At 59.4% G+C, this 13,262-nt stretch carries 14 protein-coding genes; 1 reads left to right on the top strand and 13 read right to left on the bottom strand.

The genetic code is table 11. The annotated features are described in order from the left end of the window. Nucleotides 1–12: 12 nt before the first annotated feature. Nucleotides 13–2,409 (top strand): glycogen/starch/alpha-glucan phosphorylase, encoded by a 2,397-nt coding sequence (locus QP752_RS03790; protein ID WP_070478846.1) that lies wholly within the window; start codon nt 13–15, stop codon nt 2,407–2,409. 139 nt (nt 2,410–2,548) lie between these two features. On the opposite strand, the gene pyk is transcribed toward QP752_RS03790, so the two are convergent. The 13 genes from pyk to QP752_RS03725 all read right to left on the bottom strand — a co-directional run bounded on the left by pyk (nt 2,549) and on the right by QP752_RS03725 (nt 13,260). After that, nucleotides 2,549–3,994: a pyruvate kinase gene (gene pyk / locus QP752_RS03785; RefSeq protein WP_070478976.1), complete on the bottom strand. Its 1,446-nt coding sequence runs from the start codon at nt 3,992–3,994 to the stop codon at nt 2,549–2,551. Nucleotides 3,995–4,104: 110 nt separating this feature from the next. After that, nucleotides 4,105–4,995: a prolipoprotein diacylglyceryl transferase gene (lgt, locus tag QP752_RS03780; RefSeq protein WP_284804492.1), complete on the bottom strand. Its 891-nt coding sequence runs from the start codon at nt 4,993–4,995 to the stop codon at nt 4,105–4,107. A gap of 18 nt (nt 4,996–5,013) precedes the next feature. Beyond that, on the bottom strand, nt 5,014–5,808 hold the full coding sequence (locus QP752_RS03775; protein WP_070362256.1) for a hypothetical protein: 795 nt from the start codon (nt 5,806–5,808) through the stop codon (nt 5,014–5,016). A 103-nt stretch (nt 5,809–5,911) separates the two neighbouring features. Next, a complete protein-coding gene (locus QP752_RS03770; RefSeq protein WP_070362255.1) occupies nt 5,912–6,556 on the bottom strand; it encodes a TIGR02234 family membrane protein in 645 nt (214 codons plus the stop codon). Beyond that, nucleotides 6,557–6,925, bottom strand: a complete 369-nt coding sequence (gene hisI / locus QP752_RS03765; RefSeq protein WP_284804489.1) for a phosphoribosyl-AMP cyclohydrolase — start codon at nt 6,923–6,925, stop codon at nt 6,557–6,559. It abuts the gene before it with no gap. Further along, the gene (gene hisF, locus QP752_RS03760; RefSeq protein ID WP_284804488.1) at nt 6,925–7,698 is read right to left on the bottom strand and encodes an imidazole glycerol phosphate synthase subunit HisF; all 774 of its coding nucleotides are present in this window, start codon (nt 7,696–7,698) and stop codon (nt 6,925–6,927) included. The genes hisI and hisF overlap by 1 nt, the downstream gene beginning before the upstream one ends. Nucleotides 7,699–7,768: 70 nt before the next feature. Further along, on the bottom strand, nt 7,769–8,593 hold the full coding sequence (locus tag QP752_RS03755; RefSeq protein WP_284804487.1) for an inositol monophosphatase: 825 nt from the start codon (nt 8,591–8,593) through the stop codon (nt 7,769–7,771). A 5-nt stretch (nt 8,594–8,598) separates the two neighbouring features. Then, nucleotides 8,599–9,348, bottom strand: a complete 750-nt coding sequence (gene priA, locus QP752_RS03750) for a bifunctional 1-(5-phosphoribosyl)-5-((5-phosphoribosylamino)methylideneamino)imidazole-4-carboxamide isomerase/phosphoribosylanthranilate isomerase PriA (protein ID WP_071572488.1) — start codon at nt 9,346–9,348, stop codon at nt 8,599–8,601. A gap of 44 nt (nt 9,349–9,392) precedes the next feature. Then, nucleotides 9,393–10,046, bottom strand: coding sequence for an imidazole glycerol phosphate synthase subunit HisH (hisH, locus tag QP752_RS03745; protein ID WP_284804486.1), 654 nt, complete (start codon nt 10,044–10,046; stop codon nt 9,393–9,395). An 11-nt stretch (nt 10,047–10,057) separates the two neighbouring features. After that, a complete protein-coding gene (locus QP752_RS03740) occupies nt 10,058–11,284 on the bottom strand; it encodes an MFS transporter (protein ID WP_284804485.1) in 1,227 nt (408 codons plus the stop codon). A gap of 76 nt (nt 11,285–11,360) precedes the next feature. Beyond that, on the bottom strand, nt 11,361–11,537 hold the full coding sequence (locus QP752_RS03735; protein WP_168156151.1) for a hypothetical protein: 177 nt from the start codon (nt 11,535–11,537) through the stop codon (nt 11,361–11,363). Continuing rightward, a complete protein-coding gene (gene hisB / locus QP752_RS03730; protein WP_070478835.1) occupies nt 11,538–12,140 on the bottom strand; it encodes an imidazoleglycerol-phosphate dehydratase HisB in 603 nt (200 codons plus the stop codon). After that, a complete protein-coding gene (locus tag QP752_RS03725) occupies nt 12,130–13,260 on the bottom strand; it encodes a histidinol-phosphate transaminase (protein WP_256005149.1) in 1,131 nt (376 codons plus the stop codon). Before QP752_RS03725 ends, hisB begins: the two co-directional genes overlap by 11 nt. Nucleotides 13,261–13,262: the final 2 nt, after the last annotated feature.

Here is a 13,262-nt window from a genome sequence, read left to right as displayed (position 1 = left end):
TCTGAGGTTTTTATGAAGAACACTGTAGGAACATCGGTACCGGCACTGCAGGACACTGTCGCCGGCCATGTTCGTGGTTTCTCTGGACGCAGCCCGCAGGCATCCACCAATAACAAGTTTTGGACTGGCCTCTCGGCCGCCGTTGTGGAGCAGATTGCCGACAAGTGGGATGCAACCCAAAAGGCCTACTCGGCTACTCGTCAGCAGGCGTACTTCTCCGCAGAGTTCCTGCAAGGCCGTGCACTGCTGAACAACCTCACGAACCTGGGCATGGTGGAAGAGGCTGAGGCTGCAGCAGCAGAGCTCGGCCACAACCTGACCGATGTCCTCGAGGCAGAGCACGATGCCGCGCTGGGCAACGGTGGCCTTGGCCGCCTCGCAGCGTGCTTCCTGGACTCCGCAGTGACGCAGGACTACCCAGTCACCGGCTATGGCCTGCTCTACCGCTACGGCCTGTTCCGCCAGGAGTTCGTCGATGGCTTCCAGAAGGAGCACCCAGATTCCTGGAAGGAATCGTTCTACCCGTTCGTTGTTGAGCGCACCTCCCAGCAGCGCATCGTGAAGTTCGACGACATGACGGTTCGAGCAGTACCGTTCGACATGCCGATTACCGGCTACGGCACCGATAACGTTGGTACCCTTCGTCTGTGGGACGCATCCCCAATCCACGAGTTCGACTACGATGCGTTCAACTCGCAGCGTTTCTCCGACGCCATCCTGGAGCGCGAGGCTGTCCACGACATCACCCGCGTGCTCTACCCGAACGACACCACGTACGCTGGCAAGGTGCTCCGCGTACGCCAGCAGTACTTCTTCGTCTCTGCTTCGCTGCAGGAGATGATCGACAACTACATCGAGCACCACGGCGAGGATCTGAGCAAGTTCCACGAGTACAACTCAGTGCAGCTCAACGACACCCACCCGGTGCTGGCGGTTCCGGAACTCATGCGCCTGCTCATGGATGAGCACGGCCTGGGCTGGGATGAGGCGTGGAACGTCACCACCCAGACCTTCGCGTACACGAACCACACCGTGCTCCAGGAGGCTCTGGAGACTTGGGACGAGTCCATCTTCAAGCAGCTGTTCTGGCGTATCTGGGAAATTGTCCTGGAGATTGACCGCCGCTACCGCCTCGACATGGAGTCCCGTGGCATTGGCCCGGAGGACGCACACCACTACTCCCCAGTCCACGACGGCAAGGTGCACATGGCGTGGATCGCCTGCTACGCCTCGTACTCCGTGAACGGCGTGGCTGCGCTGCATACCGAGATCCTGAAGCGTGACACGCTCAACTACTGGTACTCCATGTACCCAGAGCGCTTCAATAACAAGACCAACGGTGTCACCCCACGTCGCTGGCTGCGTATGTGCAACCCGCGTCTCTCATCCCTGCTCGACCGCCTGTCTGGCTCTGATGAGTGGACCACGGACCTGTCCAAGCTGAAGGAGCTGCGCAAGTACGCTGATGATCCTGCAGTGCTCAAGGAACTGCGGGAGATCAAGGCTGCTAACAAGCAAGACTTCGCTCGTTGGATCGAGCAGCGTCAGGGTTCGGTCATCGACCCGGACTCCGTCTACGATACGCAGATCAAGCGTCTGCACGAGTACAAGCGCCAGCTGATGAACGCTCTGTACATCATCGACTTGTACTTCCGTATCAAGGAAGACGGCGAGACCGACGTACCGAAGCGCACCTTTATCTTCGGCGCGAAGGCTGCACCTGGTTACACGATGGCAAAGGGCATCATCAAGCTCATCAACGCCATCGGCGAGCTGGTGAACAACGACCCAGTCGTCTCGAAGTACCTGCATGTGGTCTTCGTGGAGAACTACAACGTCTCCCCTGCTGAGCACATCATCCCGGCAACGGATGTTTCCGAGCAGATCTCGACGGCCGGCAAGGAGGCATCGGGCACCTCGAACATGAAGTTCATGATGAACGGTGCGCTGACCTTGGGCACGATGGACGGCGCAAACGTGGAAATCGTTGACGCTGTCGGTGAAGAGAACGCCTACATCTTCGGCGCTCTCGAGGAGGATCTGCCTGAGCTGCAGCGCTCCTATGACCCGAAGGCTACCGCCGAGCAGACCCCAGGCCTGCACCGTGTGCTCAACGCACTGGTCGACGGCACCCTGGACGACTGCGGCACCGGCGCGTTCCACAACATCCGCGCTTCCTTGCTCGAGGGCTTCGGCTTCGACGAAGCCGACGTCTACTACGTGCTGGGTGACTTCGCGGACTACCGCGAGACCCGCGACCGCATGGCCAAGGAGTACTACGAGGACCCAGATGCATGGGCACGCAAGTGCTGGATCAACATCTGCGAGTCCGGTCGTTTCTCCTCTGACCGCACGATCCGCGATTACGCGAACGAGGTCTGGAAGATCGAGCCGACGCCGATTAACTAGCCTGTAGCGCCTAGTACCAAAGGCCTGCCGCTGTTGTTTCGCGGCAGGCCTTTTATATGTCCCCATGGATTTAGCGAGCTACAAGCCGAGATGAAAAACACCCCGGAGCAGCTGCCCGGGGTGTTCTCCGATTTGGAACTTAGTCTTGTTCCTCTTCCTTCTTCTTCGACCAGTAAGCCTCCTCGCCCAGCTGGTGGACGTGGACCGTGTTGGTCGAGCCTGCAACTCCTGGAGGGGTACCTGCAACCATCACCATGGTGTCATTCTCCTGGTACTCATCCATCGCCAGCAGGTACTTGTCAACGGTGGCGATCATGTCATCCGTGCTGTGCACCGGAGGGCACAGGAAGGTCTCCACGCCCCAGGTCAGTGCGAGCTGCGAGCGAACCTCCTGCTTCGGAGTAAACACGAGCAGCGGCAGGTCTGGGCGCAGGCGCGCGACGCGTCGAGCGGTGTCGCCGGTCGCGGTGAACGCCACGATTGCGCGTGCGTGCAGACGGTTTGCCACATCGTTCGCCGAGTAGGAGATCACACCACGGCGGGTACGCGGGATGTGGTTCAGAGGCGGCACCTTGTCCATAGCCTCAGCGGAGCGGACAATGCGGCTCATCGTGCGGACCACGTTGTGCGGGTCAACGCCAACGGAGGTCTCACCGGAGAGCATGACGGCGTCTGCACCGTCGAGCACGGCGTTCGCAACGTCGGAAGCCTCAGCACGCGTCGGACGCGAGTTATCAATCATCGAATCCAGCATCTGCGTAGCGACGATGACCGGCTTCGCGTTTTCACGAGCGATCTGGATGACGCGCTTCTGCACACCTGGAACAAGTTCAAGCGGAATCTCAACGCCGAGGTCGCCACGGGCAACCATCACGGCGTCGAATGCCAGGATGATTGACTCCAGGGCGTCGACTGCTTCTGGCTTCTCCAGCTTCGCGATGACTGGGACACGACGGCCAACTTCGTCCATGATCTCATGAACCAGGTCAACATCTGCCGGCGAGCGCACGAAGGACAGCGCGACGACGTCGACACCCATCTTGAGTGCGAACCGCAGGTCCGCCTTGTCCTTCTCGGACAACGCCGGGACGGAGATGTCCATCCCCGGCAGGGAAACACCCTTGTTGTTGGAAACAGGGCCACCTTCGGTCACGCGGCAGACAACGTCGTTGCCGTCGACTTCGACACAGACCAGACCGACCTTGCCGTCGTCGACGAGCAGGCGGTCGCCCGGCTTCGCGTCCTTGGCGAGGTTCTTGTAAGTCGTCGAGACTCGGTCGTGCGTGCCTGGCACGTCATCGACTGTGATGCGGACCGTTTCGCCCGTCTCCCAGACGGTCGCGCCTTCTTCAAAGCGCCCAAGACGGATTTTCGGACCCTGAAGGTCGGCGAGGATGCCAACTGCGTGTCCCGTTTCATCGGTGGCTTCGCGGACCCAGCGGTAGTTCTGCTCGTGGTCCGGATAGTCGCCGTGGGAGAAGTTGAGGCGGGCGACATCCATGCCGTCGCGCACAAGTCCGAGGATTGCTTCTTTGCTGGCCACAGCAGGGCCGAGCGTACATACGATCTTTGTTCTTCTATCCACGAGATCCAACCTAGTAGCGATTCAACAATTACCGGTGGTTTCAAGGCCAGATAGTGTGTGAATTCTCCACTGCCGTATCGTGTGGCCTATCTTCCACTTCGGATACCACCCTACCCCGAATCACGATTCGTATCATCATTATCGTTGTGAGCGAGTTCCTTCTCGGCTTCTCTCCCACGTGGCAATAGGAAGAAAATCCCAAGTGAAACAACAAAAAGCAGGCCTGAAACCCACGTGTTCACACGCAACCCCAAAATTAGTGTTGCGGCGTCAGTACGCATCAACTCGATTGCAAATCGGCCCATCGTGTAGCCAGCAACGTATAGCCAAAATACCCTGCCGTGTCCGAGCCTGAAGTGCTTATCTGCCCAAAGCAGGAAAGCAAACACAAGCAGATTCCACACCAACTCGTAGAGGAACGTCGGGTGAACGCTCGCGATGACCTCACCGGTAGAACGCCCTGTCAGCGGAGCGAACGCCCCTTGCTCGTCAACGCGGTAGTAGATATCCAACGCCCACGGTACCGCAGTTTCAGCACCATAGAGTTCCTGGTTGAACCAGTTCCCAAGGCGCCCCACCGCCTGGGCCAACACGATGCCTGGCGCCAGCGCATCCGCAACAGGCCCAACAGCAATCTTCTTCCACCGCAGCAGCAACCACACGCTCGCCGCGCCCAGTGCGACTGCGCCCCAAATACCCAGTCCTCCAGCAGTAATGTTCAGAGCTTGTAAGGGATCTTTCCCGGGGCCGAAATACTTCTCGTGGTCCGTCAGCACATGGTAGAGCCGACCACCAACAATGCCCATTGGGATAGCGACGATCGCCGCGTCCCAAATCACGTCGGGATCACCACCACGCGCACGATAGCGCCGCGTGCCCACCCACATTGCAAGCAGAATGCCGGTGATGATGCACAGCGCGTACGCCCTCACCGGGAACCAGCCAATGTGCCACACACCCTGTGGTGGCGAGGGAATGTTTGCCAGAATCGTAGTTTGCACGCCCCCTAGTGTGCCTGATTATCGGCGGGAAGCGCACGCGGGGTGTCGCCCGGCGGTAGCAAGTGAAGGAATAGCCGCTTCGGCATTCGCCAAAATGGCGTCTGCTCCTGCGGCAGCGACGTTAAACAGATCACGCGGAGTCAACACATCCGCCATCATCACCACGCGGATCTTGCTCGGAAGGCCTGCAACAAGCTCACCCAGCGCGAAGTGATCAGTCTCCCCCGACGGACGTTTCGGCGGCACAACAGCCAGCACGGATGCGCCCGCCCGAAGCGCACGTGCCGCCTCCTCAGCGTCTCCGACTTGTACGAAGGCCGACATGCCAAGCGTCTCCGCTCTATCTAGCAACGCCTCCAGTCGCGGCTGCTCAAGAATATCTGCACGAAGCACAAGCGCATCGGCTCCATAGCAGCGAGCCTCGTGCACTTGGTATGGATCAACAATCGTATCCAAGCTCACCACCGGTATATGCACTGCTGCCCTCGCTGCGTCCATCTCAATGTTCGCGACCTCACGGCCAAACAGCGCACCCGAACACGCGAGCAGCTGCGCCCCCTGCATCTCAAGCTCCACTGCGGCAAGTGCCGCTCGGTGAATCCGCTGCTGCGTAGTCCGGACGCCGTGCTGGTTGTACTGTACCTGGGCAATAATTGCGCATCCGTCTGAGTCAACGGCCGCGTATGCGTCGCGCGCAGATGCAGCTGCCCGCGAGCGATCCTTCACCTCTTGGAACGACACCAAGGACTCACGGCGCGCGACCTGCCGCTGCACTGCAGCGAAGAGATCGCTGTGTACATCCGTGGCACACATACTCGCCTCCCGCGTGACTCCGAGGTGAAAGCCTATTGTTGCAGTTGCCAGCGTAGCCCGCGCGTATTTAGTTCATGAAATTTCACGGGGGTATACCGAATATTTATCGGCGTGCCTCATCATCCGTAGGGTCAATTCCGGAGTCCAAGGCATCCCACATCACGCGCCCAGAGTCCGGCCGAGCTTCGAGATCTTCACCGAGCTTTTCACGGCGCACAGCCTCTGTCTCGTACTTGTTGAGCTTCGCGGAATCTACACCGGGCCGCATTACTACCGTGAGCGCTCCAATAAGCCCCAGGAGCGCCCCCAAGATGACCAGGTAAATGCCAGCGCTATGCTGCTGCACCTGTGTGATCTCCGCCCACGCGGCAATCGCCCCGTCACTGGCTGCTCCTCCCTGCTCCCCGCTTCCGGCACTCAGCAGTGTGTGCAAACGCTCCAAGTCAGGCTCGGCTAATAAGGTTCGCAAGCCCGATACGCCGGCGCCCACGGCGCCTAGTGCGGCCACCACACCTACTATTCGACGCCCAACTCGCCGCAGCGCGAATATCGCAATCATTGCAACGATCAGAATGAGCGCCACTGCCGCGATCTCCGTAGACCACATTGAACCATCGACGGTAGTGGTACTGGCTCCAGCGCGGTCGTCGAAAACTTCGACAGTAAACCAGTCCATCCTGGACCCCACCCACGCCAGCGCGCCACCGACGCCCACCAGCAGTGCGCCGACGCGGTTCGCCGTATTCACCTAGATATCCTCCAACAGCAGATCTGCATCGAAGCACGTACGGTCCCCCGTATGGCAGGCACCATCCGTCTGGATCACCTTCACCAGCAAGGTGTCGCCGTCGCAGTCGAGGCGCACCTCGCGGACCTCTTGCACAGCGCCACTGGTGAGCCCTTTTACCCAGTATTCGTTACGGGAGCGAGAGAAGTACGTCCCTCGTCGCGTTTCCAGCGTGTACGCCAGCGCCCGCTCATCCATCCAGGCCATCATGAGGACCTCACCGGTGTCAGCAGACTGCACCACGGCGGGAACCAGGCCGCGGTCGTTCTTCTTCAGCCGAGCTGCAATTGCAGGATCCAATACGGCATCTTCTGGTCGTAGTTCAGTCATCAGCGAACCTCAAAGCCCTCATTCCGAAGCGCATCCTTTACTTCCGCGATGCTCACTTCGCCGAAGTGGAAGATCGACGCCGCAAGTACGGCGTCTGCGCCCGCTTTTACTGCTGGCGGGAAGTCTGCAGCCTTGCCAGCGCCACCGGAAGCAATCACCGGGATGCTTACCGCTGCTTGAACCTTCTCCAACAGCTCGAGATCGAACCCTTCCTTGGTCCCATCTCCGTCCATCGAGTTCAGCAAGATTTCCCCCACACCCAGGTCTTGTCCAGTGCGAGCCCACTCCACCGCGTCGAGACCAGCCGAACGCGTACCTCCGTGCGTGGTCACTTCAAACCCAGACGGCTGCGGAAGCCCACCATTCGGCACGCGACGCGCGTCGACAGACAAGACAATGCACTGCGCTCCAAACTTCTCGCTGAGCTCACGCAGTAGCTCTGGCCGGTGAATCGCCGCTGTATTCACACTGACTTTGTCCGCGCCAGCACGCAGCAACTCAGAGACGTCTTCGACGCTTCGAACGCCTCCGCCAACGGTCAGCGGGATAAATACCTGCTCTGCGGTCTTACGGACGACCTCAAGCATCGTTCCACGGCCCTCACGCGACGCAGTTACGTCCAAAAACGTAAGCTCATCAGCGCCTTCCAGTCCATACCGCTGAGCAAGCTCTACGGGATCACCAGCGTCCCGCAGGTTTTCAAAATTTACGCCTTTTACTACCCGCCCGTCGTCCACGTCGAGGCAAGGAATCACACGGATTGCAACAGACAAGGTAATTACCCTCCATACATGTTTTGTGCCACGCTACTCCAGCCCGCAAATACGTTCCGGAAACTACATACTACCGCGAAGCACTCTGCCTATCAGGGCTTTCAAAGCACCGTTGGACCGTCGCGAGCGCAGTCGCATGGGCAGCATTCGTACCAATGACAGCCCCCATCGACGACATCTCCCATGGCTGCCCGTACACGTCAGTCACCGTCGCGCCCGCGCAGCGACCGAACAAGACACCGGCCGCGTTATCCCACACGTGCGGGGAGAAACTCACGCTGGCCTGGAACACACCCGACGCCACAAACGCCAAGTCCACGCCCACTGAGCCAGTCATGCGTGGTCGCAGTGAGGTGGCAGCCAATTCACCGACGAAGGCCAATCGGCCTTCCGCTGGAAACGCAGCGCGATCATCCGAACTAACGGTTGCAACGCCTACCTGAGCGGCCGTCGTCGAAGGATCAACGCCCTGTGGGAGCGCAGGCAATGGGTCGCCATCAAGCACAACGGGCTCACCCGAGATCGCATGCATGCGGTGCCCCAGCAATGGCATGTCGGTCACCGCGACGACCGGTTGGCCGTCGATAAGGAGCGCTACCAAGATCGCGCACATCGGGTTGCCACACGAGTAGTTCGAGGTGCCGTCGATAGGATCGAGCACCCAGCACGCCTCAGCGTTGAGGTCCCCGCCGTGTTCCTCCCCAAACACGGGGATACCGGTCGCTTCCGTCAAGCGTTTCCTCAGCAACGTTTCAATCGCGAGATCCGCTTCCGTGGCAAAGTCACCTTCGCCCTTAAAGAGCGCTGGAGCTGCACCGATATGTGTTCGAAAGAGCTCGGCGGCTTCATCGACCGCCGCTAACGCAATAGCTCGGTATGCCTGCAGATCCCGCACGCTGTTTACTCGCCCTTCGATACCTTTGCGACGGCCTCCAGCGCCTCACTCAGCGTGAAGCGCTTCTCGTAGAGAGCCTTGCCGATAATGACGGAGTCGATCCCTTCATCGGTATACCGGGCCACTTCTACGACGTCGTCGAGAGTCGCGATTCCGCCCGAGGCAGTAATCTGAGCGTCCGTCGCTGCGGCGACCTCCCGCAACAGTGCAACATTCGGCCCCGCTAGCGTGCCGTCCTTGCTCACGTCGGTCACCACGAAACGGCTGCAACCAGCGGCATCGAACCGCTCCAGAACCTCCCACAGATCACCGCCGTCGGACGTCCAGCCGTTCCCCTTCGTACGCCACTCACCATCAGTTTCACGCACCGCGATATCAATCGCGATCTTGTCGCCGTAGCGCTCAATTGCCTTACAGGTCCACTCCGGATCCTGTAGCGCCGCGGTACCAATATTGACGCGCTTCGCTCCGGTGGCAAGGGCCCGCTCCAACGTGGCGTCGTCACGAATACCACCCGTGAGCTCGACAGCGATACCCAGCTTCGCAGTGATATCCGCCATCAACTCATGGTTCGAGCCACGCCCAAACGCGGCGTCCAAATCCACGAAGTGCAGCCACTGCGCCCCCTGCTCTTCCCAGCGACGAGCAGCCTCCAGGGGATCCCCGTAGCTCTTCTCCGTCCCAGCTTCCCCCTGGTCAAGCCGCACGGCCTGACCTTCAACAACATCAACAGCAGGCAACAAGGTAAAAGTCATGGTGCTCATCTTATCCAATCTAACTCAGCCAGGTTCGGCGCCCGCTACAGAGTCTTCACCCAGTTTTCCAGGAGATGAAGTCCTGCGTCACCAGACTTCTCAGGGTGGAACTGCGTCGCCCAGAGCGGACCATTTTCGACGGCAGCCACAAACTTATCTCCACCGTGCTCCGACCAGTGCACAAGTGGCGGCGCAATGAACTCATCCGCTTTCAGCGTCCATTCGCGAACGCCGTACGAATGCACGAAGTAGAAGCGCTCGTCTATATTAATGCCGTCGAACATGCACGAGCCGCGAACTATGTCGACGGTGTTCCACCCCATGTGTGGAAGCACAGGAGCCTGGAGCTTTTCAACGGTCCCCGGCCACTCTGCTAATCCAGCGGTATCAATGCCATGCTCGACTCCATGCTCAAAAAGGATTTGCATACCAACGCAGATACCCAGCACAGGACGACCACCTGCAAGACGCTGTCCGATGATGCGCCCCCCTTGCATCGCCTGCAGCCCACGCATGCATGCATCAAACGCGCCAACCCCCGGCACTAACAGGCCGTCAGCCTCCACCGCGCTCGCTGGATCGGCAGTAACGCTGACGCGCGCGCCAACTTGTTCTAGCGCACGCTGAGCGGATCGGATATTTCCTGCCCCGTAGTCGAGCAGCGCAACATGGGGTTGTGGCATGTCGTTAGCAGTCATGAAGACTAATTCTAGCGCCCGTTCCGCCGATAAAGGCGCGGGGGCTGAACATTTTTCAGCCGCACGGACAAGTTATTAACTTCGACGACACGGTGCTTGCCCAGCTGCCTATCCAGCAACGTAATAACTACGCCAATAAGGATCACGGCCGCCGCCAAACCAAACATCGGCGTAAACATCATCATTGTCAGCAACATGCCGTACATCGTCGACCCCAGACCTGTTCCTCCGTCGAATGCGATATTCCAAATCGCAGAGGCCTCAGAGCTCTTCGAACGGGGCAAGCGATAGAACATCAAGGTGAGCGCCTCGTTCTGTACCGCGCCGAATCCAACACCGTAGATCAACGCCGCCAACGCCATCCACCACACCGGCAGATCAAGAAGCAGAATGAGCGCGATGAGAAAGACACCACCTGCAGCAATGAACTGGCACGGAATGAGAATGCTGCCTGGGTATCCCTTGCGGTCCATGACCTGACCCGCTGCATACCGCGACAACATAGAAGCGAAGTTCATCACGCCCAGCATCACACCGCCAAGCGCCGCTCCCTTGGCTGGATCGAGATCGCGCATCGCCGCGGGAAGGAAGTTAGTAATTGCGCCATACGCTGAGGTGACGAACATCAAGGCCATGCCCGGAACAAACACAAGCCGCCACATCGGTACGTGCACGTGCGCCACGCTCAACTCGTCGCGGTCCGCTTGTGGCACAGTTGGGATGAACATGCATGCCACCAACGAAATGAGGCCTACGCCCGCTGCAATGTAATACACCGCGTTATACCCAATGACGTTGACCAGGGCGAGGCCCGTCGGCAAGCCGACCATCTGAGACAAGCCCACCATGATGCCCAGCGTGCCGGTCGCCCGCCCCAGCAAGCGACGCGGTACCAACTCAGCGACGACGGCTGCCTCCGCTACCGTCAGCGCGCCAAACCCAACACCGCGGATCGCGCTCACAGTCAGCACTGTTCCGGCTTCCATTCCCAACGCGTAGGCGAACGCCGGAACACCCAAGAGCAAAGAAGACAGCCCCATAATCAGGCCAAACCCGAATTTGCGCAGCAGCGCAGGTGTCGCCATCTGTGTAAGCACTGTAGCGAGCATGAACACACCGGTGGTAAGCCCGGCCAGCGTTTCGGTTCCTCCTGCATCGAGCACCGCCGTAGGAATCACCGGTAGCAGCACCGCCCATGCGGCGAACGCTGCCATCACCGCGAGCAGGACGGGCTTCATGCCGCGTGCCTTCCAAACACTCGAGACCGAGTTGATTTCCTCAACAGTAAGCGGTGTTGGTGGGAAGAACTTCAAACTACATAACCTCCATCATTGCCATGATCGCGAATGCGAGCGCCAGCGCAGTAGCCAAGGCTAACACTGCAGTCGGCACCCTCAATCCACGCTGGTACGTTGACCACACTCCGCCTGCGAGCACACCCGCCAACACGAAGAGGCCAAGCACCCCCATACTTGCTGGAATGCCTCCCACCTATAACGCACCCTTTGTCGACGGCACACCCGTAATCTTTGGGTCTGCATCCACTGCAGCTCGCAAACTGCGGGCCACAGCCTTGAATTCGGCTTCCGTAATGTGGTGCGGATCGCGACCATAGCGCACATTCACGTGCAAGGTCATTCGGGAGTTATACGCAAGCGTCTCAAAGAAATGACGGTTTATCACCGTGGCGTAGTGTCCGCCGATGACCTGCCAATCCATATGCTCCGGCTCACCGTTCATCACAAAGTACGGACGCCCAGACAGGTCTACAACTGCCTCAACGAGCGTTTCGTCCATCGGCAACAGCATCGAGCCAAAGCGGCGGATGCCACGCTTGTCCCCGATCGCATCCAGTAGCGCCCACCCGAGCGTGATGGCGGTGTCTTCCACCGTGTGGTGGGCATCGATCTCCGTGTCGCCTTTCGCCTTCACCGTGAGGTCGAAAGCACCGTGGGCTCCGAATGCGGTGAGCATGTGATCGAAAAACGGCAATCCGGTGTCAATGTCAGTCACGCCTGTGCCGTCGAGATCGATGGACACAGTGATGTCGGATTCAGACGTCTTCCTGTGTGCAGTCCCTACCCTATTCGCCATGAAGTACCTTTCTTGCTGCCTCTAGGAAGGCATCATTTTCGCTATCAAGTCCAACCGTCACTCGCAGGTGACCTGCGACGCCAACGTCACGAATGAGTACGCCACAGTCGAGGAACTGCTGCCACGCTGCATGGGTCGAAGTGGCGTCGCCAAACGGGCCGAAGAAGATGAAATTCGACGAGCTCGGCACAACCTTGTAGCCCATCTCTTCCAGCGCTGCTTGCACGCGCACGCGCTCCTGCGCCAACTTGTCAACCGTCGCGAGCGTGTCCCCGGCGTGCTTCAGCGCCACGCGTGCAGCGACCTGGGAGAGCACCGAGAGGTGGTACGGCAAGCGAACCAGCATGACGGCGTCGATAAACGCCGGTGCTGCAACGAAGTACCCTAGGCGCGCGCCTGCGAAATCGAACGCCTTCGACATCGTGCGCGACACAACGAGCTTCTCTGGATACGTTGCCAGCAGCGTCGTTGCGGACGGGGAATCCGAGAACTCAGCGTACGCCTCGTCAATAATCACGATGCCAGGTGCAGCCTGAACAATCTTTTCGATGTCTTCGAGTGCAGTCTCACCGCCAGTTGGATTGTTCGGCGTAGTGATAAAGATGACGTCCGGCGCGTGCTTTTCGACGGCCTGCACGGCCTGCTGCACATCGATATCGAAAGATTCGTTGCGATCAATCGGGATAAACTCGGTTTGCGTGCCCGCCGCAAGGATTGGGTGCATCGAGTAGCTAGGCACGAACCCCATGGCACTGCGTCCGGGGCCACCGAAAGCTTGCAACAGCTGCTGCAAAATCTCGTTCGAACCGTTTGCGGCCCAAATGTTGTCTTTGCTGACCTGGACGCCCGTCTGCTTCGACACGTATGCGGCCAAGTCTTCCCGAAGCAACACGGCGTCGCGCTCTGGGTAGCGGTTGAGCGACCGTGCCGCTGCTTCAACCTCGGCAACCAGGTCCTGAATCAACGCCTCAGAGGGCGGGTACGGATTCTCGTTGGTGTTCAGCGCGACAGGCACTTTCAACTGTGGGGCGCCGTATGGGTTCTTTCCTTGCAGCTCGTCGCGAAGTGGTAGCGATTCGAGCGTGACGCCCTTCGCGATCGTCGAAGGATCAGTAGACATAC

This window comes from Corynebacterium sp. UMB10321 (genome assembly GCF_030228725.1).
GTDB classification, from domain to species: domain Bacteria; phylum Actinomycetota; class Actinomycetes; order Mycobacteriales; family Mycobacteriaceae; genus Corynebacterium; species Corynebacterium pseudogenitalium.
This window is presented reverse-complemented; position numbering and strand designations above follow the sequence as displayed.

What these genes read in the sequence shown, in the direction of transcription:
- QP752_RS03790 (WP_070478846.1), top strand. Translation starts at nt 13, where the DNA reads ATGAAGAACACTGTAGGAACATCGGTACCGGCACTGCAGGACACTGTC.
- hisH (WP_284804486.1), bottom strand. Translation starts at nt 10,046, where the DNA reads ATGACTGCTAACGACATGCCACAACCCCATGTTGCGCTGCTCGACTAC.
- QP752_RS03775 (WP_070362256.1), bottom strand. Translation starts at nt 5,808, where the DNA reads ATGTGTGCCACGGATGTACACAGCGATCTCTTCGCTGCAGTGCAGCGG.
- hisI (WP_284804489.1), bottom strand. Translation starts at nt 6,925, where the DNA reads ATGACTGAACTACGACCAGAAGATGCCGTATTGGATCCTGCAATTGCA.
- QP752_RS03740 (WP_284804485.1), bottom strand. Translation starts at nt 11,284, where the DNA reads ATGAAGCCCGTCCTGCTCGCGGTGATGGCAGCGTTCGCCGCATGGGCG.
- hisB (WP_070478835.1), bottom strand. Translation starts at nt 12,140, where the DNA reads ATGGCGAATAGGGTAGGGACTGCACACAGGAAGACGTCTGAATCCGAC.
- priA (WP_071572488.1), bottom strand. Translation starts at nt 9,348, where the DNA reads ATGACTTTTACCTTGTTGCCTGCTGTTGATGTTGTTGAAGGTCAGGCC.
- QP752_RS03725 (WP_256005149.1), bottom strand. Translation starts at nt 13,260, where the DNA reads ATGTCTACTGATCCTTCGACGATCGCGAAGGGCGTCACGCTCGAATCG.